21 protein-coding genes are annotated in these 19,371 nt (G+C 72.0%); 5 read left to right on the plus strand and 16 right to left on the minus strand.

Annotated features, from left to right (window positions below):
* Nucleotides 1-35 precede the first annotated feature (35 nt).
* The 14 genes from DV20_RS08335 to DV20_RS08400 all read right to left on the minus strand — a co-directional run bounded on the left by DV20_RS08335 (nucleotide 36) and on the right by DV20_RS08400 (nucleotide 11,918).
* Nucleotides 36-1,079, minus strand: a complete 1,044-nt coding sequence (locus DV20_RS08335; RefSeq protein WP_043777997.1) for an RDD family protein — start codon at nucleotides 1,077-1,079, stop codon at nucleotides 36-38.
* 181 nt (nucleotides 1,080-1,260) lie between these two features.
* Nucleotides 1,261-1,713 (minus strand): DUF2752 domain-containing protein, encoded by a 453-nt coding sequence (locus DV20_RS08340; protein ID WP_043777999.1) that lies wholly within the window; start codon nucleotides 1,711-1,713, stop codon nucleotides 1,261-1,263.
* Complete coding sequence (locus DV20_RS08345; protein WP_043778001.1) at nucleotides 1,710-2,060, minus strand: CD225/dispanin family protein; 351 nt, start codon at nucleotides 2,058-2,060, stop codon at nucleotides 1,710-1,712. Before DV20_RS08345 ends, DV20_RS08340 begins: the two co-directional genes overlap by 4 nt.
* 26 nt (nucleotides 2,061-2,086) lie before the next feature.
* Nucleotides 2,087-2,455, minus strand: a complete 369-nt coding sequence (locus tag DV20_RS08350) for a CD225/dispanin family protein (RefSeq protein WP_043778003.1) — start codon at nucleotides 2,453-2,455, stop codon at nucleotides 2,087-2,089.
* Nucleotides 2,456-2,643: 188 nt separating this feature from the next.
* Nucleotides 2,644-3,540, minus strand: a complete 897-nt coding sequence (gene era / locus DV20_RS08355) for a GTPase Era (RefSeq protein ID WP_043778005.1) — start codon at nucleotides 3,538-3,540, stop codon at nucleotides 2,644-2,646.
* On the minus strand, nucleotides 3,537-3,875 hold the full coding sequence (locus DV20_RS08360) for a hypothetical protein (RefSeq protein ID WP_043778007.1): 339 nt from the start codon (nucleotides 3,873-3,875) through the stop codon (nucleotides 3,537-3,539). Before DV20_RS08360 ends, era begins: the two co-directional genes overlap by 4 nt.
* Nucleotides 3,868-5,211: a hemolysin family protein gene (locus tag DV20_RS08365; protein ID WP_043778010.1), complete on the minus strand. Its 1,344-nt coding sequence runs from the start codon at nucleotides 5,209-5,211 to the stop codon at nucleotides 3,868-3,870. Before DV20_RS08365 ends, DV20_RS08360 begins: the two co-directional genes overlap by 8 nt.
* Nucleotides 5,212-5,220: 9 nt before the next feature.
* Entirely contained in the window at nucleotides 5,221-5,790 is a 570-nt protein-coding gene (gene ybeY / locus DV20_RS08370; RefSeq protein ID WP_043778012.1) for an rRNA maturation RNase YbeY, read from the minus strand.
* Nucleotides 5,787-6,854, minus strand: coding sequence for a PhoH family protein (locus DV20_RS08375; protein WP_043778014.1), 1,068 nt, complete (start codon nucleotides 6,852-6,854; stop codon nucleotides 5,787-5,789). Before DV20_RS08375 ends, ybeY begins: the two co-directional genes overlap by 4 nt.
* A gap of 86 nt (nucleotides 6,855-6,940) precedes the next feature.
* Nucleotides 6,941-7,309 carry a histidine triad nucleotide-binding protein gene (locus tag DV20_RS08380; protein WP_043778015.1) on the minus strand — a complete coding sequence of 123 codons (369 nt, stop codon included), beginning with the start codon at nucleotides 7,307-7,309 and terminating at the stop codon, nucleotides 6,941-6,943.
* 408 nt (nucleotides 7,310-7,717) lie between these two features.
* On the minus strand, nucleotides 7,718-8,470 hold the full coding sequence (locus DV20_RS08385) for a 16S rRNA (uracil(1498)-N(3))-methyltransferase (RefSeq protein ID WP_043778017.1): 753 nt from the start codon (nucleotides 8,468-8,470) through the stop codon (nucleotides 7,718-7,720).
* Nucleotides 8,471-8,472: 2 nt separating this feature from the next.
* Entirely contained in the window at nucleotides 8,473-9,636 is a 1,164-nt protein-coding gene (dnaJ, locus tag DV20_RS08390; RefSeq protein WP_043778019.1) for a molecular chaperone DnaJ, read from the minus strand.
* A 31-nt stretch (nucleotides 9,637-9,667) separates the two neighbouring features.
* Complete coding sequence (gene hrcA / locus DV20_RS08395) at nucleotides 9,668-10,693, minus strand: heat-inducible transcriptional repressor HrcA (protein WP_043778021.1); 1,026 nt, start codon at nucleotides 10,691-10,693, stop codon at nucleotides 9,668-9,670.
* A 163-nt stretch (nucleotides 10,694-10,856) separates the two neighbouring features.
* The gene (locus tag DV20_RS08400) at nucleotides 10,857-11,918 is read right to left on the minus strand and encodes an aldo/keto reductase (protein ID WP_043778023.1); all 1,062 of its coding nucleotides are present in this window, start codon (nucleotides 11,916-11,918) and stop codon (nucleotides 10,857-10,859) included.
* 112 nt (nucleotides 11,919-12,030) lie between these two features.
* Between DV20_RS08400 and DV20_RS08405 the strand changes: the two genes are divergently transcribed.
* The gene (locus tag DV20_RS08405) at nucleotides 12,031-12,876 is read left to right on the plus strand and encodes a helix-turn-helix domain-containing protein (RefSeq protein WP_043778024.1); all 846 of its coding nucleotides are present in this window, start codon (nucleotides 12,031-12,033) and stop codon (nucleotides 12,874-12,876) included.
* Here DV20_RS08405 and DV20_RS08410 read toward each other — a convergent pair.
* On the minus strand, nucleotides 12,848-14,338 hold the full coding sequence (locus DV20_RS08410; protein ID WP_043778025.1) for a CoA-acylating methylmalonate-semialdehyde dehydrogenase: 1,491 nt from the start codon (nucleotides 14,336-14,338) through the stop codon (nucleotides 12,848-12,850). The genes DV20_RS08405 and DV20_RS08410 overlap by 29 nt on opposite strands.
* A 136-nt stretch (nucleotides 14,339-14,474) precedes the next feature.
* Between DV20_RS08410 and DV20_RS08415 the strand changes: the two genes are divergently transcribed.
* From DV20_RS08415 to DV20_RS08430, 4 genes are all read left to right on the plus strand, one after another.
* Nucleotides 14,475-16,112: a PucR family transcriptional regulator gene (locus DV20_RS08415; protein ID WP_043778026.1), complete on the plus strand. Its 1,638-nt coding sequence runs from the start codon at nucleotides 14,475-14,477 to the stop codon at nucleotides 16,110-16,112.
* 28 nt (nucleotides 16,113-16,140) lie between these two features.
* A complete protein-coding gene (locus tag DV20_RS08420) occupies nucleotides 16,141-16,503 on the plus strand; it encodes an SSI family serine proteinase inhibitor (RefSeq protein ID WP_043778028.1) in 363 nt (120 codons plus the stop codon).
* 69 nt (nucleotides 16,504-16,572) lie between these two features.
* Nucleotides 16,573-17,409 (plus strand): helix-turn-helix domain-containing protein, encoded by an 837-nt coding sequence (locus tag DV20_RS08425; RefSeq protein ID WP_235190743.1) that lies wholly within the window; start codon nucleotides 16,573-16,575, stop codon nucleotides 17,407-17,409.
* Nucleotide 17,410: 1 nt separating this feature from the next.
* Nucleotides 17,411-17,626: a DUF397 domain-containing protein gene (locus DV20_RS08430; protein WP_043778031.1), complete on the plus strand. Its 216-nt coding sequence runs from the start codon at nucleotides 17,411-17,413 to the stop codon at nucleotides 17,624-17,626.
* Between the two features lie 31 nt (nucleotides 17,627-17,657).
* On the opposite strand, the gene DV20_RS08435 is transcribed toward DV20_RS08430, so the two are convergent.
* Nucleotides 17,658-19,100, minus strand: coding sequence for a DUF4153 domain-containing protein (locus tag DV20_RS08435; protein ID WP_084093375.1), 1,443 nt, complete (start codon nucleotides 19,098-19,100; stop codon nucleotides 17,658-17,660).
* Nucleotides 19,101-19,371: the final 271 nt, after the last annotated feature.

Consider the following 19,371-nt stretch of genomic DNA (forward strand, 5'->3'; position numbering starts at 1 on the left):
CGGGCGACTCCGGCGGTGGTGCGGAAAGGAACGGATCAGCGCTGCTCGTTCGGCGGCTGGCCGAACTGGCCGGGCTGGATCTTCTGGGTCGTTTCGGGTTCGCCCTGGGCGTCCGGACGCAGCATCTGGGTGCGCTCGGCCTGCTCGTCGAAGGCGTTCCCGGAGCCCGGGCGCAGCATCTGGGTGCGCTCCGCCTGCTCGTCGAAGGCGCCGCCCCCACCCGGTGGCGGGGCGAGCGGCTGGCCCGGCTGCGGGGGCTGCGCGAACCCCCCGGAGGACGGGGGCTGGCCGAACCCGCCCGGCTGCGGCTGGCCGAAGCCACCCGGAGCGGGCTGCTGCTGCTCGAAGCCACCGGACTGCGGCTGCTGGGGGAAACCCCCGGACGCGGGCTGCTGCGGGAACCCGCCGGAGGGCGGCTGGCCGAACTGGCCCGGCTGCGGCCCCGGCGGCGGGAAGCCGCCGGCGAACCCCGGCGCACCCTGCTGCGCGAACGGCGCGGCCGCGTCGTCGGCGTTGACCACGACCGTGCCGATGATCTTGTCGGAGAGGGTCTGGGACTTGTCGTCCCACAGCGGCCAGAGCCAGCCGACGTAGCAGACGGCGCTGTCGACGGCGTGCGCGAGGTCGCGCAGGAAGGCCGTGCCCGGGCCGACCGGCTGCCCGGTGTCCTCCCGGACCAGCTTGATCTTGGCGTACCGCTTGCCCATCGACTGACCGGTGTTTCCCTGTGTGATCCACCGGTTGTAGATGGACCAGCCGATCCACCCGAGCCAGCCGAGCACGCCGATCGTGAGCCACAGCGAGGCGACGTGCCCGAAGACGAGGATGAGCAGCAGCAGAACCAAGTACAGCCCGAGGAGGGGGCTCAGATCGATGAGCCAGGCCAGGGCGCGCTTTCCCCAGCTCGCGTAGTTGCGCGGCGGACCGAAGGGGTTGCCCTGCTGCCCGAACGGCGCCGGCTGCCCGTAGGGCGCGGGTTGCCCGTAGGGCGCGGGTTGCCCGTAGGGCTGCGGCTGTCCGAACGGCTGCTGGCCACCGGGCTGCTGCCCGAAGGGCTGCTGACCGTAGGGATCGGTCATTGGGTGTCTTCCCCTCGCTGGTCACTTCCCCGACACGCGGAAACGGATCCGCCCTCGTCGGTCCGGTCCGCGGGAGCGTACTCGGTTGGCCGTCCGCCGTGGCGCCCAGGCTTCAGCTGTCCGGGTGAACCGCCCGCCGGTCCGACGCGGTCGGTGGCGACCCGGTTCCGGTCCGTCCCGATCAGACGCGCAAGCCCGTGAACGGCGCGAACGGCAGGTTGCGGATGACGAACCAGACGACGAACACGATCGAAAAGACCAGCGGCGTCCATCGCCAGTGCAGCCAGCTGTCCATCGCGCGGCCGCGCAGGCGCCCGAGCGTCCACGCGACGACGCTCCACCCCATCAGCAGCACGACGACGAGCGACACGGCGTTGTAGTGCAGGGCCGCGGGGATGTCCCCGTGCATCAGGCTGTACGCCATCCGCATGCCGCCGCAGCCCGGGCAGTCGATGCCGAGCAGCGCCTTCGTCGGGCAGATGGGCAGGAACCCGCCCGGGGTGGTCGGGTCGCCGACCCAGACGGCCACGCAGCACGCACCGAGCCCGGCGACGACGGCCATCGGCGCGCTGAGCGCGCGCAGCCTGGCCTTGGCGCCGCGGGCCGGGTATCCCGTGTAGACGGTCGTGGTCACGGCGTCAGCCGGTTCGCGTTGGCGCCGACGAACACGATCATCACCACGATGAACACGACGTAGAGCAGCAGGAGGATCCCGACCGTGATGGCCGACCACATCGCCCACTTGCGGGCGTCGGCCGCGGCCTTCTGCGCCTCGGCGTGGAAGCCCTGGTACCACAGCGTGTGCACCTGGTTGGCCTTCACGATCGCGACCACACCCAGGGGCAGGCAACAGAGCACGGTGCTCAGGATCGCCCACACCAGGTTGTTGTCCGGCGGTGGCCCGTAGTTCGGCGGCGCGTAGCCGTAGCCGTAACCCGGCCCGCCCTGGGGCGGGTACGGCGGCGGGTACTGGTCGGTCACCGGGATCCTCCTGCTGCTCGGCTACGTCAGTATGGCGACGTGGTCGTGTTGAACGAGAGCGCACCCGCCATCAGCAGGATGATCCACAGCACGTTGACGACCACACCGACGACCGCGGCGATGATCGCCCACTTCTTGGCGGAGTTGGCGGCCTCCTGCGCGGCCGCGGTCTGCCCCTGCGCCCACAGGCCGTTCACCTTCGCGGCCTGGACGATCGACACGATGCCGAACGGGAGGCAGCACAGGATCGTGGTGAGGATCGCCCACACGAGGTTGTTGCTCGGGGGCGGGCCCGGCTGGTAACCGCCCGGCTGCCCACCGGGGTAGTTCGGCTGGCCGCCGGGCTGGTTCGGCTGCTCGCCGGGGTAGTTGGGCATGCCCTGGCTGTCGGTCATGGTCGGTTGTTCCCCTTCGTCGTGCTCCAGAGACGACCACCGGTTCCGCAGCCGCCCCGACCGGCCGCGGTGTGGTCGAAGCCGCGACTGTAGGGGGCGAGATCATCGCGCGCCCCGGGTTTCGTCCCGCCGCGACCGAATCGAGACCAGGAATTCCGCCGCCGCTCTCCGGCGGGCGGGAAAACGCCTCAGAAACCGAGCCGGCGTAACTGACGGGGGTCGCGCTGCCACTCCTTGGCCACCTTGATGTGCAGGTCGAGGTAGACCTTGGAGCCGAGCAGCCGCTCGATGTTCTTGCGGGCGGTGGCACCGACCTCGCGCAGCCGTTCGCCCTTGTGGCCCAGGATGATCCCCTTCTGGCTGGGCCGTTCCACGTAGAGGAACGCGTGCACGTCGACGAGGTCGTCGCGGCCTTCGCGGGGCAGCATCTCCTCGACGGTGACGGCGATCGAGTGCGGCAGCTCGTCGCGGACGCCCTCCAGTGCCGCCTCGCGGATCAGCTCCGCGACCAGGGTCTGCTCGGGCTCGTCGGTGAGCTCGCCGCCCGGGTACAGCTGCGGGCCTTCGGGCAGCCGCCGGACCAGCAGGTCGGTCAGGGTGCCGACCTGGAAGCCGTCCACTGCGGACACCGGGACGAGCTCGGCGAAGTCCATCACCTGCTGCAGGGCGAGCAGTTGCTCGGCGACCTGCTGGGGCTGGACGAGGTCGGTCTTGGTGACGATGCCGATGACCGGCGTCCGCTTGGCGATCTTCTGCAGCTCGTTCGCGATGAACTTGTCGCCGGGCCCGATCTTCTCGTTGGCCGGGACGCAGAAGCCGACGACGTCCACTTCGGACCAGGTGGTGTGCACGATGTCGTTGAGCCGCTCGCCGAGCAGGGTGCGCGGGCGGTGCAGGCCGGGCGTGTCGATGAGGACGAGCTGGGCGTCCTCGCGGTGGACGATGCCGCGGATGGCGTGCCGGGTGGTCTGCGGCTTGCTGGAGGTGATCGCGACCTTGGTGCCGACGAGGGCGTTGGTCAGCGTCGACTTCCCGGCGTTGGGCCGTCCGACGAAGCAGGCGAATCCGGAACGGTGCTCGGTCATCGGGTGAGCACCTCGATGACTTCGCCGTCCGGGCCGGCCAGGATGATCGGCGCGTACTTCGCGATGTCGCGGACGGCGTGCACGGACGCGCCCTTGACCAGGCCCTGGTCGGTGACGACGGCGGCGGCCTCGATGCCCTCGGCGCCGCTGGACAGCGCGGCGGCGACGGCGGCCTGCAGCGCGGTGAGCTTGAACGACGGCTGGTCGACCGTGCCGGCGGCGTAGGTCCGGCCGTCGGTGTCGCGGACCGCGGCGCCCTCGGGGGCCTGGATGCGGGCGCGCGAGGACCGGGCCAGCGTGACGAGTTTCTGGTCCTCGGCCTCGAGGTCAGGCATGTTCGACGCTCCTGTCGCGTTCGTCGGGGTGGGGCAGGCGCGTGCGGCGGCGCGTCCGGTCGACGGGGTCCGTCATGGCTTCGGCGTCGGCCGGGTGCACGACCACGGAGGTGATCCGCATGCGGCCGCGCCGGTCCTTGCCCCCTTCGGCGAACAGCCGAAGGCCGGCGACCTCGGCTTCGGCCCCCGGCAGCGGGACCCTACCCAGTCGTTCCGCGAGCAGCCCGCCCACGGTCTCCACGTCGTGGTCTTCGAGGTCGATGCCGAACAGTTCGCCCAGGTCGTCGACGCTCATCCGGGAGGAGACGCGGACGGCGCCGCCGTCGAGCTCCTCGACTTCGGGGCGCTCGTCGGCGTCGGACTCGTCGGTGATCTCGCCGACGATCTCCTCGAGCACGTCTTCGATGGTGAGCAGGCCCGCCGTGCCGCCGTACTCGTCGACGGCGATCGCCATGTGGTTGTGCGAGCGCTGCATCTCCTTGAGCAGCTCGTCGAGCCGCTTCGAGTCGGGGACGAAGGACGCGGAGTTCATCACGGAGTCGACGACGGTGCTCGGCCCGTCGGGCTCGAGGTAGCCGGTCATCAGGTCCTTGATGTTGACGACGCCGACGATGTCGTCGACGGACTCGTCGATCACCGGCAGCCGGGTGAAGCCGGTGCGCAGCGCGAGCGCCAGCGCCTGCCGGACGGTCTTGGTGCGCTCGATCCAGACGATCTCGGTGCGCGGGACCATGACCTCGCGGGCGACGGTGTCACCGAGCTCGAACACCGAGTGGATCATCTCGCGTTCGGAGTCCTCGACGACGCCGCGTTCCTGGGCGAGGTCGACGAGCTCGCGCAGCTCCACTTCGGAGGTGAACGGGCCTTCGCGGAAGCCCTGGCCGGGCGTGATCGCGTTACCGATGAGGATGAGCAGCCGGGACAGCGGGCCCAGGACGGATCCGAGGACGCGGACGGGCCCGGCGACGTAGCGGCCGATGCGGTAGGGGTGCTGGCGGCCGAGGGTGCGCGGGCCGACGCCGATGAGGACGTAGCTGACGACGACCATGACGACCGCGGCGACCAGCACGGCGAGGCCGAGCGGCGCCAGCCGGGTGCCCACGAAGACCGTGACGAGCACGGTGGCGGTGAGCTCGCAGCCGAGCCGGAGCAGCAGCAGCAGGTTGATGTGCCGCCGGCGTTCGGCGACGACGGCGGCGAGCTGGCTGGCCCCGGGCAGCCCGAGCCGGGCGAGGCCGTCGGCCCGGGCCTGCGACACGGTGCTGATCGCGGCGTCCGCCGCCGCGAACACGCCCGCCAGGAGGACGAGCGCGATCGCGAAGAAGAGCTGTTCCATGGCTGGCGCCTAGGGCGTTTCCCCGGCGGGTGGCTCGGCGGCGGTGGCGGGGGCGTCGAGCCCGGCGATGCCGAGGACGCGGTCGTCGGTGTTGCGCTGGGCGTCCCGCTTCTCCAGGGCGGCGACGGCCTCCTGGTACTCGCCGAGGATGCGCTTCTGGAGGGCGAACATCTCGCGTTCCTCGGCGGGTTCGGCGTGGTCGTAGCCGAGGAGGTGGAGCACGCCGTGCACGGTGAGCAGGTGCAGCTCGTCGATCAGACCGTGGCCCGCGGTCTTGGCCTGGTCTTTGGCGAACGCCGGGCAGAGCACGATGTCCCCGAGCAGCGCCGGCGACGCGTCGGGCGCGTCGGGGCGGCGGGAGGAGTCGAGCTCGTCCATGGGGAAGGCCATGACGTCGGTGGGACCGGGCAGGTCCATCCAGCGCTCGTGGAGGTCTTCCATGACGTCGAGGGTGACGAGCAGGATGGACAGCTCGGCGAGCGGGCTGACCTCCATCTTGTCGAGGGCGTAGCGGGCGGCGGAGACGATGGACGTCTCGTCGACGATGACGCCGGACTCGTTGGCGATCTCGATGCTCAACGCCGGTTGCCCTTCCAGCCGTCGTTCTGCTGGGCGTCCTGCACGGCCTGCCATTTCTCGTAGGCGTCGACGATGCTCGCGACGAGCCGGTGCCGGACGACGTCCTGGCTGGTGAGCTCGGCGAAGTGGAGGTCCTCGACGCCGGTGAGGATGTCGCGCACGACCCGCAGGCCGCTGCGCTGCCCGCTGGGCAGGTCGACCTGGGTGATGTCGCCGGTGACGACGATCTTGGACCCGAAGCCGAGCCGGGTGAGGAACATCTTCATCTGCTCGGGCGTGGTGTTCTGGGCCTCGTCGAGGATGATGAAGGCGTCGTTCAGCGTGCGGCCGCGCATGTAGGCCAGCGGCGCGATCTCGATGGTGCCGGCCTGCATGAGCCGCGGGATCGACTCGGGTTCGACCATGTCGTGCAGGGCGTCGTAGAGCGGCCGCAGGTACGGGTCGATCTTCTCGTTCAGGGTGCCGGGCAGGTAGCCGAGGCGTTCGCCGGCTTCGACGGCCGGGCGGGTCAGCACGATGCGGGTGACCTGCTTGGCCTGGAGGGCCTGGACGGCCTTCGCCATGGCGAGGTAGGTCTTGCCCGTGCCGGCGGGGCCGATGCCGAAGACGACGGTGTGCTTGTCGATGGCGTCGACGTACCGCTTCTGGTTGAGCGTCTTGGGCCGGATGGTCTTGCCGCGGCGCGAGACGATGTTGAGGCTGAGGACCTCGGCCGGCGAGGCGTCGCCCGTGGAGAGCATGCCGACGGTGCGCCGGACGGTGTCGGGCCCGACCTGCTGCCCGCCGGTGGCGAGCTGCACGAGCTCGGCGAACACGCGTTCGGCGAACGCGACGTCGGCGGGTGTTCCGGTCAGGGTGACCTCGTTGCCGCGGACGTGCACGTCGGCGGCCAGGAGTTCCTCGGCGACACGCAGGTTTTCGTCGCGGGAGCCGAGCAGGCTGAGCGCGGCGGCGTCGGGGATGGGGAACCGGGACTGCGCAGCCTGGACGGCGGCATCCTCGGTCTTGGCGACGTCCCCGGGGACGTCGGGTCGGGCGGCACCACCCGGTACGGTTCCGGCCACGTGGCCTCAGGCCTGCTTTCTCGGTGAGGGAGAACGGACCCCACCGATGCTACTGGCACCCACCGACAGGACGCAGGCCGGTTTCCCTAGTCCTGGTCCGGAGCCCCGAACAACCCGAGCGGCTCCCCGCCGAGAACGTGGGCGTGCACGTGGAACACGGTCTGCCCGGCATCCCCATCGGTGTTGAACACCACCCGGTACCCGCTCTCGAGGATGCCCTCGATCTCGGCAACCTTACGAGCAGTGGCGACAACATCACTCAAAAGCCGCGGATCCCCAGCAGCAAGCTCGGCCAGGTTCCGGTACCGCTTCCGCGGAACAACAAGCACATGAACCCGAGCCTGCGGCCGAACATCCCGAAAGGCAAAGGTGGTTTCATCCTGATAGACAACGTCAGCAGGGATCTCCCCACCAACGATCCGTTCGAAGAGGGTGTCGGCATCAGCTTCGCTCATGGAAGCACCCTATCGACCCCCACCCACCACCCAGCGAAGGCGCCGAAGGCCGCCGAGCCCCGCAACACGCCCTCCCCAACCCACCCACAACGAAACTCGCGGGGGGTCCGGGGGCTCGCCCCCGGCTGGGGGTCTGGGGGTTTGACCCCCAGAGGAGAGGACGAAACCAAAACCGCGGCTCGACCGCGAGCGAAGCGAGCGAGAAGAGATGCCGCGGTGGCGGTGAAGCCTGGGGGTCGCCTCACCGCGACCGCGGCGGCCGCCGGACCGAGGGGGGAGGTGCCCGGCGGAGTCTTCTTCCCAGTGGCGCACCTGATCATTGAACGGTGCGTTAGTAAATGAGAGTAACCGGTCGGAGCGTGATCGCGCCATAACTGGGCGCAAATTTTTGCCGTTTTTCGCCGCGATCTACTGCCAACGGGTGGTGAGCGCACCCAGTGCTCCGAGGGCTACGGCGGCGGCCGTCGAGGTCCGCAGGACCGTGGTCCCGAGCCGGACCGCCCGGGCTCCGGCTTCCCGCAGGACGGCGAGTTCCTCGTCCGTCACCCCGCCTTCCGGCCCGACGACCAGCAGCACGTCCCCGGTGTCGGGCAGGGGCAGGTCGGTGAGCCGGTCGGGGACGTCGGATTCCAGCACGATGGCCAGCGACATCGTGGCCACGAGCCCGGCCAGTTCCCCCGTGGTCACCGGCTCGGTGACGTCCGGCACGTGCGCCCGCCGGGCCTGCTTCGCGGCCGCCCGGGCTGTCGCCCGCCACCGTGCGAGCGCCTTCTCCCCGCGGCCGCCGTCTTCCCACTTGGCGACGCTGCGGGCCGCCCGCCAGGGGACGATCGCGTCGACGCCGGCTTCGGTGGCGAGTTCGACGGCGAGTTCTCCGCGGTCGCCCTTGGCCAGCGCCTGCGCGACCAGGACCCGCAGCGCCGGGGGTTCCTCGGTCCAGGACGACTCGACCGACAGCGTCACCAGCGCGTCCCGCCCGGCTTGGACGCCCTCGACGACGCACCGGGCCATCGCGCCGGCGCCGTCGGACAGGACCAGCCGTTCCCCGGCCCGCAGGCGGCGGACGGTGGCCGCGTGCCGGGCTTCCTCGCCGTCGAGGACCGCGCGGCCCGAAGCCGGCACGGACGCGGCGAGGAAGACCGGCAGGGTGGTGTCGGGCACGGTCAGCGGTGGTTCTTGGCGCGGAGCTTGGCGAACAGCCCGCCGTGCTTGGTGCCGTTGGACGCCAGCGTCGGGACCTCTTCGCCGCGCTGCTGGGCCAGCTCGACGAGCAGTTCGCGCTGGGCGTCGTCGAGCTTGGTCGGGACCACGACGTCGATGTGGACGTGCAGGTCGCCGCGGCCGTCGACGCGGCCGGAGGACCGCAGCCGCGGCATGCCCTTGCCGGTGAGGACGAGCTCGGCGTTGGGCTGGGTGCCCGGTTCGACGTCGAGTTCGTAGTCGCCGTCGACCAGGGTCGAGATCGGCACCGTGGCGCCGAGCGCGGCCGTGGTCATCGGGATGCGGAAGTTGCAGTGCAGGTCGTGGCCCTGCCGGACGAAGACCTCGTGCGGGGTCTCGTCGATCTCGACGTACAGGTCGCCGGCCGGGCCGCCGCCGGGGCCGACCTCGCCCTGGCCGGACAGCCGGATGCGCATGCCGTCGCCGACGCCCGGCGGGATCTTCGCGGTGACGTTGCGGCGGGCGCGGATGCGGCCGTCGCCGCCGCACTGGCGGCAGGGGTCGGGGATGACCTCGCCGAAGCCGCGGCAGACCGGGCAGGGGCGGGCGGTGACGACCTGGCCGAGGAAGGACCGCTGGACGGACTGGACCTCGCCGGCGCCGCCGCAGGTGTCGCAGGTCTTGACCGAGGTGCCCTCGCTGGTGCCCGCGCCGCGGCAGAGGTCGCAGACGATCGCCGTGTCGACGGCGATTTCCTTGTCGACGCCGGTGGCGCACTCCTCGAGGGTGAGGCCGAGCCGGATCAGCGCGTCGGAGCCGGGCTGGACGCGGCTGCGCGGGCCGCGCCCGCGCCCGCCGCCACCGCCGGCCGCGCCGAAGAAGGCGTCCATGATGTCGCCGAGGCCGCCGAAGCCGGCGAACGGGTCGCCGCCACCGCCGCGCGCACCGGCGTCCATCGGGTCGCCGCCGAGGTCGACGATCTTGCGCTTCTGCGGGTCGGACAGCACCTCGTAGGCCGTCGTGACCTCGGCGAACTTGTGCTGGGCGTCGTCCGACGGGTTGACGTCGGGGTGCAGCTCCCGGGCCAGCTTCCGGTACGCGCGCTTGATCTCCTGATCGCTCGCGTTCTTGGCCACCCCGAGGATGCCGTAGTAGTCCCTCGCCACCGTCTCTGCTTCTCCTTCTGCTCTGCCCGGCTCAGCGGCCGGCCAGGATCTGCCCCACGTAGTTGGCGACCGCCCGCACCGCGGCGATCGTGCCGGGGTAGTCCATCCGGGTCGGGCCGACCACCCCCATGCCGCCGAGCACCACGTCGTCGCGGCCGTAGCCGATCGAGACGACCGAGGTGCTGCGCATCTGCTCGTCTTCATTTTCCTCACCGATGCGGACCGTGATCGCACCGGGGTTGCGCGCGGCGGCCAGCAGCTTGAGCACGACGACCTGTTCCTCGAGCGCTTCGAGCACCTGGCGCAGCGAGCCCGGGAAGTCCGCGACGTTGCGGGTGAGGTTCGCGGTGCCGCCGAGCACCAGGCGTTCTTCGGGGTGCTCGGCCAGCGACTCGACGAGCACGGTGGTGACGCGGATGAGCGCGTCCCGCAGCTCGCCGGGCGACTTGTCGGGCAGCTCGGCGACGCGCGCGGCGGCGTCGTTGAGCCGCCGCCCGGCCATGGCCGCGTTGAGCACGGTCCGGAGCCGGGCGACGTCGTCCTCGGTGATGACGTCGCCGATGTCGACCGTGCGCTGGTCGACGCGCCCGTTGTCGGTGATCAGCACCAGCATCAGCCGCGCCGGCGTGAGCGGCACCACTTCGAGGTGCCGCACCTTGGCGTTGGTCAGCATCGGGTACTGGACGACGGCGACCTGGCGGGTCAGCTGCGCGAGCAGGCGGACCGAGCGCTTGAGGACGTCGTCGAGGTCGGTGCCGCTGTCGAGGAAGGTGGTGATGGCCCGGCGCTCGGCGGCGCTCAGCGGCTTGATCTCGGAGAGCCGGTCGACGAAGAGGCGGTAGCCCTTGTCGGTCGGCACGCGGCCGGCACTGGTGTGCGGCTGCGTGATGTAGCCCTCTTCTTCGAGCGTCGCCATGTCGTTGCGCACGGTGGCGCTCGACACACCCAGGTTGTGCCGTTCGACGATCGCCTTGGACCCGACGGGTTCCTGGTTGGACACGTAGTCCGCGACGATCGCGCGCAGCACTTCGAAGCGGCGTTCCTCCGCGTTGGCCACCGGTTCCTCACCTACCTCGCTCGCTGCCCGGTCCGAGTTTACGTAAGCCTGAGCCGGTCGCGCTCAACGCGGGCCCCGACGTCATCCGGGCCTGAGCGGTCTGCCGCGGCGGTCGTGAGTGGTGAGGCGGGTTCTGACCGGCCTCACCACTCACGACCGGTGATCAGCGGCGGGCTTCGATCACCATGTCTCCCCGGGTCACCCGGCGAAGGTGGTCACCGGCGAGCGCGTCGTGCGGGTAACCGAGCTCGATCGCGGAGACCTCCTCGAGGCGGGCCAGGTGCGAGGCGGTGAAGGCGACCTCCAGCGCGCCCAGGTTGTCCTCGAGCTGCGCGGGAGTCCGTGCGCCGATGATCGGTGCCGTCACGCCCGGGTTCTGCAGGGTCCAGGCCAGCCCGACCTGCGCGGGCGTGCGGTCGAGCTCGGCGGCGACCTGCTTCACCGCCTCGGCGATCGCGAGGTTCCGCTCGGTCACCAGGCCCAGCCCGGCGTTGAAGCTCTTGCGGGTCCCGGCGCCCCCGGCGTCCGGTGCGGTCAGGTCGGCGCCGCGGTACTTGCCGGTCAGCAGGCCGCCCGCCAGCGGTGAGTACGGGGTCACCCCCAGCCCGATGGCCCGGGCCATCGGGATCAGGTCACGCTCGCCGGCCCGGTTGACGAGGTTGTACTCGATCTGCAGCGCGACCAGCGGTGACCAGCCGCGCAGGTCGGCGATCGCCTGCATGCGCGAGACCTCCCACGCCGGGACGTTGGACATCGCCACGTACCGGACCTTGCCCTGGCGGACCAGGTCGTCCAGGCCGCGCAGGATCTCCTCCACCGGCGTCGTGAAGTCCCACACGTGCAGGTAGAGCAGGTCGAGGTAGTCCGTGTCCAGCCGCCGCAGGCTGGCCTCCACGGACGCGAACAGGCTCTTGCGGTGCGGGCCACCGGAATTCGGGTCGCCGGGCCGGCGCAACGTCGAGTACTTCGTCGCCAGCACCAGGCTCTCGCGGCGGCCGCGCGCGAACTCGCCGAGCAGGCGCTCGGAACTGCCGTCGGTGTAGGTGTTCGCGGTGTCGACGAAGTTGCCGCCGCGCTCGACGTAGGTGTCGAACAGCTTGCGGGCCTCGTCCTTCTCCGCGCCCCAGCCCCACTCGGTGCCGAAGGTCGCCGTGCCCAGCGCCAGCGGGGAAACCCGCAGCCCGGAGCGCCCCAGCAGCCGGTAGGTGTCGAGGGTGAGTGACATCGGTTTCTCCTGTGCTCGGTGGTGGGGCACCAGCCTGTGATCACCGCGGGCCAGGGGTAAGGGAAGGGACTTCCTGGGAACACGAGTCCTACGTCCGGCGGTTGCACCGGGCATGATCACCCCGACCGAGGAGCTGGCCGCGTTCCTGCGGACCCGGCGCGAGCGCCTGGACCCGGGCGGCTCGGGCGTGCCCGTGCGCCGGCAGGCCCGGCGTACCCCGGGCCTGCGCCGCGAAGAGGTCGCCGAACTGGCCGGCGTCAGTGTCGACTACGTCGTCCGGCTCGAGCAGGGGCGCGGGCTGCGGCCTTCGGCGGACGTCGTGGAGGCGCTGTCCCGGGCGCTGCGCCTGACCGCCGCCGAACGCGCCTACCTGTTCGACCTGACCCGGCAGCGTCCGCGCGCCGCCACCGAGCCCGCCACCACCGCGGTGCCGTCGCTGGCCCGGCTGGTCGCCGACCTCGCACCGCTGCCGGCCATGCTCATGAACCACCGCTACGACATCCTGGCCTGGAACGGCGAAATGGCCGCGCTGCTCCTGGATTTCGGCACCCTGCCGCCGTCGCGGCGCAACGCGATGTGGCTGTGCCTGCTGCACCCGGAGATCCGCGAGCGCTACGTCGACCGCGCGCGTGTGCTGCGCGACGGGGTCGCGCACCTGCGCGCCGCCTGGGCCGCCCATCCGGACGATCCCGCGTTGCTCCGCCTCATCACCGAATGCACCACCCGTGACGAGGAGTTCGCCCGCCTGTGGGCCGAGCGGGACGTCAAGGCCACCGGGCGCGGCAGCAAGGTGCTGCGTCATCCCGCGGCCGGTGTCCTCGCGGTCGACTTCGAGGTGCTCCTGCCCCTCCAGGACACCGACCAGCGGGTGATGATCGGCAGGCCCGCGGACGACGCGAGCCGGTCGGCGCTGGCCGGCTTGAAGCCGCTCAGGAGTTGCGAGGGAAGCCCAGGTTGACGCCGGCGTGCGAGGTGTCCGGCCAGCGTGAGGTGACCACCTTCGTCCGGGTGAAGAAGTGGAACCCTTCCGGCCCGTACGCGTGGCTGTCGCCGAACAGCGAGTCCTTCCAGCCGCCGAACGAGTAGTACCCGACCGGGACCGGGATCGGCACGTTCACCCCGACCATGCCCACCTCGACCTCGTTCTGGAACCGCCGCGCGGCCGCGCCGTCGCCGGTGAAGATCGCCGTGCCGTTGCCGTACGGGTTGGCGTTGATCAGCGCCAGCGCGTCGTCGTAGGAACCCGCGCGGGCCACCGACAGCACCGGGCCGAAGATCTCGTCGGTGTAGATCGGCATCTCCGGGCGGACGTGGTCGAACAGCGTCGGGCCGAGCCAGAAGCCGTCCCCGGCCACCTCGATCCCCCGGCCGTCGACGACCAAGGTCGCACCGGCCGACACCCCGGCGTCCACATAGGACGAGACCCGCGCGTGGTGCGCCGCGGTGACCAGCGGCCCCATCTCGGACGCCGGGTCCCGGCCGTCGCCGACGCGCAGCCGGGACATCCGTTCGGCGATCTTCGCCACGAGCGCGTCGCCGACCGGGTCGACGGCCACCACCACCGACACGGCCATGCACCGCTCCCCCGCCGAACCGAACCCGGCCGACACCGCGGCGTCGGCGGCGAGGTCGAGGTCGGCGTCCGGCAGCACCACCATGTGGTTCTTCGCCCCGCCGAGCGCCTGGACGCGCTTGCCGTGCCGGGTGCCGGTTTCGTAGACGTACCGCGCGATCGGGGTCGACCCGACGAACGAGATCGCCTTGACGTCGGCGTGCTCGAGCAGCCCGTCGACGGCCACCTTGTCGCCGTGCAGCACGTTGAGCGCGCCCGCGGGCAGCCCGGCTTCGGCGAACAGCTCCGCGATGAACACCGCCGCCGACGGGTCCTTCTCGCTCGGCTTGAGCACGACGGTGTTCCCGCAGGCCAGCGCGTTGGGGACGAACCACAGGGGCACCATGGCCGGGAAGTTGAACGGCGAAATCACGCCGACCACGCCCAGCGGCTGGGCGATCGAGTAGACGTCGACGCCGGTGGAGGCGTTCTCGCTGAACCCGCCCTTGAGCAGCTGGGCGGCCCCGCAGGCGAACTCGACGTTCTCGATCGCGCGGGCGATCTCGCCTGCCGCGTCGGACTCGACCTTGCCGTGCTCGCTCGTGATGATCTTCGCCAGCTCGTGCTTGCGGGCGGACAGCAGCTCGCGGAAGGCGAACAGCACGCGCGTCCGGCCGGCCAGCGACGTCCCGCGCCAGCCCGGCAGCGCCGCCTTGGCCGCGGCGACGGCGGCTTCGACCTCGGCCTCGCCGGCGAAGTCGACGTGCGCCCGGACCTGTCCGGTGGCCGGGTCGAACACCTCGCCGGACCGCGCGGCGGTCTCGCCGAACGGCTTGCCGTCGATCCAGTGGCTGATGCGGTCGGTCACGACGGGCACTCCTTCACTCCGGCTGCGTCCCGACCTGAGTCTCCGGGTGGGCGGCACGCCAGGCCATCGGCAACGTGTACGCCAGTTGGCTCCCGGCCGTACAGTCTGTCCCTGCCGAACCCCACGCCGAGGAGCCATGTACCCGACCGTCGCCGAGGTCCTCGCGCTGCCGGTGCTGCGCCAGGGCCGTCCGCACGTCGTCGCCGGCGCCGCCGGGCTGGACGCGCCGGTGCGCTGGGCGCACGTCGCCGAAGTCGCCGACATCGCGCACCTGCTGCGCGGCGGCGAGCTGGTGCTGACCACCGGCGTCGCGCTGCCCGACGACGGCCCGGCCCTCGCCCGCTACGTCGCCGACCTGGCCGGGGTGGGCGCCGCGGGCGTCGTGGTCGAGCTGGTCCGGCACTGGAGCGACAAGCTGCCCGCCGCGCTGGTCGGCGCGGCCGAGGAGCACGGCCTGCCCCTGGTCACGCTCTCGCGGGAGACGCGGTTCGTGAGCGTCACCGAAGCGGTCAACGGCCAGATCGTCGACGCCCAGGTCGCCGAGCTGCGCGCCGCCGAGCGCGTGCACGAGACGTTCACCGCGCTGACGGTCGCGGGCGCCGAACCCGGCGTCGTCCTCGGCGAGGTCGCCCGGCTCACCGAGCAGCCGGTGGTGCTGGAGACGCTGTCGCACGAGGTCCTCGCCTACGACGCGGCCGGCACCGACCCGGCCGAGCTCCTGGTCGGGTGGCCGTCCCGCTCCCGGGTGGTCCAGGTCGGCGAGCGGACCGGCTACCACCCGGGTTCGGGCTGGCTGGTGACCGTGGTCGGCGCGCGCGGGCACGACTGGGGACGGCTGATCCTCGTCTGCGCCGACCAGCCGCCGCACCGGCACCGGGTGGTCGCCGAGCGGGCCGCGTCCGCGCTGGCCGTGCACCGGCTGGTCGCCAAGGATTCCGACGGTCTCGAACGCCAGGCCCACCGCGCGGTGCTCGCCGAGCTGCTGGCGTCCCCGGCGCCGACGGCGGAGCTGCTGGCCCGCGCCTCGGCGCTGGCCGTGCCGCTGCCCGGGCGGCAGCTGGTCGGGCTCGCCGTCCGGCCCCGGCTGACCGGCACCGCGCGGCCGGCGTTGTCGACACCCCCGGTGCTGCGCGAGCTGGCCGAGGCGACGGTGCTGGCAGCCCGCCGCGCGAAGGTGTCGGCGCTGGTGGCGACGGACGACCTCGGCGTCCGGGCGCTGATCGCGCTGTCCCCGGAGGCGAACGCCGACGCGGTGCTGCACCGGCTCGCCACCGACGTCCACGAGGCCCGCGGCAGCGCGCCGGGCGTGCTCGCGGTCGGGACGACGGTCTCGTCCCCCGCCGAAGCGCGCCGGACGTTGCTGGAAGCGAGCCAGGTCGCGGCGGCGGCGCTCGGCACGGGCGTGGAACGGGTGCTGCACCGGTTGTCGGACGTCCGCCTGCGCGGCCTGCTGCACCTGCTGTCGGGAGACGAGCGCGTGACGGCCTTCGCGGCCCGGGAGCTCGGCCCGCTGCTGCAGCGCGACGCGACCTCGGGCAGCCGGCTCGTCCAGGCGTTGCGGCACTACTGCGAGCAGGGCGGCAACAAGTCGGCGGCGGCCGCGGCAGCCCACACCTCCCGGACGGCTTACTACCAGCAGCTCGCCCGGATCGAGCAGGTCCTGGGCGTCCGGCTGGAGGACCCGGAATCGATGTTGTCGCTGTATGTGGCTTTGCTGGCTAGGGACCTCACTCGGCCGAGCGACGAAGACTCACCCGGACGTGCCGTGCAGTGATCACCCTCGGACGGCCGATGACACCGATATGGCCCTAATCCCCTTCGCAGCTTGCTTGCTGAGCCTCGGCTGTCTGGCGCCGGCGCAACCCCCGGCCTCGACGCTGCAGCTGACCACCCACGACACCGCCGGCCGGACCGGTTCGGTGGTGCTGACGTGCGACCCGGTGGGTGGCACGCACCCCCAACGCGACAAGGCGTGCGCGGTGCTGTCGGCAGCGGGCGGTGACTTCTCCCGGATCAACGCGCGCCACCAGGCGTGCACGTTGATCTACGCCCCGGTGGAGGCGACGGCGATCGGCACCTGGCGCGGAAAGCCGGTGTCGTTCAAGACGACGTACGCCAACCGGTGCGAGGCCGATCGCGACTCGGACGAGGTCTTCGCCTTCTGACGCTGTTCCGCGACAGCGGAACGGCATCACCCGACCGGGCACGGCCTGCTCCCGGGCAGGCTGTGCCCCATGCCACCACCGATCGCCACCCCCCGGGCCCGTGCCCTGGGTTTCGGCATGAAGAGAGCCAGGCAGGCGCGGAATCTGAAGGTCCGGGAGCTGGGCCGGTTGATCGACGTGCTGCCGCAGAACATCTCCAACTGGGAGAGCGGCAAGCGCATCCCGAAGATCGAGGACGTCGCCACGGTCCTCACTGCGTTGCGAGTGGATGCGGGCGAACGCGACCGGCTCCTGGAGCTGGCCCGCAACGCCAACGAGCCCAACTGGCTCGAGCAGCACGCGCCGCCGAAGCTGGCGACCTTCGTCGAGTACGAGCAGACCGCCGCGAACATGTCGGAATGGGCGACCGGGCTGATGCCCGGGCTGCTGCAGACTCCCGCCTACATCAAGGCCCTCTTCACCTCCACCGCGTTGCCCCCGCGCGAGATCGAAACCCGGGTGATGATCAGGATCGCCCGGCGCGAGGTCCTGACCGGCTACCCGCCTTTGGAGTACCGCGCCCTGCTCAGCGAATCCGTGCTGCGCCAGAACATCGGCGGCGCGCAGGTGATGGCCGAGCAGCTCCGCCACCTGCTCGCCGTCGCGCGCGCCCGCAACGTGTCGGTGCGCATCGTCCCGGGCGGCATCGGCTACCACCCCGGCCTCTACGGGCCTTTCGTCATCTTCGACTTCCACGACCTGCCGCCGATCGTGCATCTCGAGCACTATCGCGGCAGCGGCTATGTCTACGATCAGAACCACCTGGCCGACTACCGCACGGCCATGCAGGACTTGTCCGCCCTGGCGCTCGGCGAACCCGAATCGCTCCAGCTCGTCCAGGGGGTGATCTCGGAACTGGAGGCCTGAAATGTCGGATGCGACCTGGCGGAAGTCTTCTCACAGCGGTGAAGAGACCAACTGCGTCGAAGTTCGGCTCGCCGGGCTGTCGCAGATCCGCGACACGAAGGACCGGTCCGGCGGAACACTCTCCGTAACCACCCGATCGTGGGAAGCCCTGGTGGCCTCGTTGAGCGCGCGGAAGCCGCCGGGCCGCCCCCACGACGGCCCGGTGGCTTCCGCGTAACTCTTAACCACGCGTTACCCGCCGGTCCGGTTCAGCCGCACGCCGTCACCGGGCCGAACGTCACGTCACGGGCCGTCGAGCGGCTGAGGTTCCAGGCCGGCCAGCCGTCCGGGGTGTCGTCGCGCAGGACCTGCCGCAGCACGCACGTGCGCAGCGGTTCCGGCAGCCGCGCCGACACGGCCGGGACCACGTCGGCGGAGAAGCGGGCCAGGTAACGGTCGTCGAGGGGCTTGCCGGCGGCCGCGCGGTCGAGGTTGGCGTCGGCGATGAGGCGTTCCGGGTCGAGGACGGCGAGCACCAGCAGCGCCGCCGCCGCCGTGCCGATCGCCGCGCGGGGCAGCCAGGCCGGGCGCAACCGGACCAGCGCCGCCAGGACCAGGACGAACACCGCGCCGAACCAGAGTTCGCAGACCTCGACCAGCAGCCGCAGCACGGTGAAGCCGTACGCCTGCTGGTAGGTCCACATGCGACTCAACGCGGAGCCGACGAGCACCAGGGTGAGCGCGCTGAGCGTGCCGAGCAGGAGGCGCTGCCGGAGCCGGTCGGCCTTGGTCGCGTTCGGCGCCCACCGCAGCGCCGCGGCGACGATGGCCAGCGTCAGCACGGTGACGGCGCACAGCTGCCAGAAGCCGCCGCGGGCGTACTGCGCCGACGTCAGGTTGCCGGTGCGCAGGACGTACTCGGTGCCGCCGAAGAGCACGACCAGCCGGACCCCGACGAAGAGGCCGAACACGAGGATCAGGACGCCGAGCGGAACCGTCCACTCCAGACCGTACTTCGTCCGATGTGGACGCCCGACCGGCGCGGGCGGCGCCGGAGCGGCGAGGAAGTAGCAGGCCCCGGCGGCGGCCAGGGTGACGACGGCGAAGACGGAGCACCACCGCACGAGCGTCGCGACGCTGAGCTCGGGGAGCAGCGCGTTGACGACGGCGGCGAAGGCGGCATCGGCGCTGGCCAGCAGCGGAACGAACACGCCGACGAGCCCGGCGGCGGCGAGCACGGCCAGCGCGACCCGCCGGGCGACCCCGTCCCGGCGGGCGGCGAAGCGCCCGGCCCCCCGCCCGACCCACGGAACGGCCCGGACGGCCTCGATCGGCACGGCGAGCATGTCGTAGAGGACGGAGTGCACGGTCCGTGCCCCGACCACGGCCAGCGACCCGGCCACGACGGCGGCGATCACGCACAGGACGAACAGCCACCCCGACGCCCGCACGGCCCCCACGGCGAGCAACGCGAGCGCGAGGACGGCCCATCCGGCATTCCGCCAGGTGAAGCCGCCGCCGGCCCCCTCCCGCGAACGCCGATCGGCCACCACGACCGCGCCCACGACGGCCAGCCCGGAGAGCACCCACCCGATCCCGGGCCGGTCGACGGGCAGCAGAAGCGCCCCGGCGACTCCGGCCAGCCCGGAGGCGGGCAGAACGGAGGGCGGCAGCGGAACAACAACGGACTTCGGCGGCGGCACCGGCCGCATGAGCACAGGCGGCGCGGCGACGGCCACTCCGCCGCCGCCGGGATCACCCGAGGGCCCACCACCCCAGCGGCCATCCGCCTCCGGCGCCCCGGCGCCGCCTGCGGAACCACCCGAGCGCCCGCCACCCGTGCGGCCATCCGCCCCCGCCTCCGCGCCGGCAGCCGCCCCGCCACCCCCGACACCACCCGAGCGCCCGCCACCCGTGCGGCCATCCGCCCCCGGCTTCCCGCCGACAGCCACCCCGCCACCCCCGACACCACCCGAACGCCCG

This window comes from Amycolatopsis rifamycinica, from assembly GCF_000695625.1.
Lineage (GTDB): Bacteria > Actinomycetota > Actinomycetes > Mycobacteriales > Pseudonocardiaceae > Amycolatopsis > Amycolatopsis rifamycinica.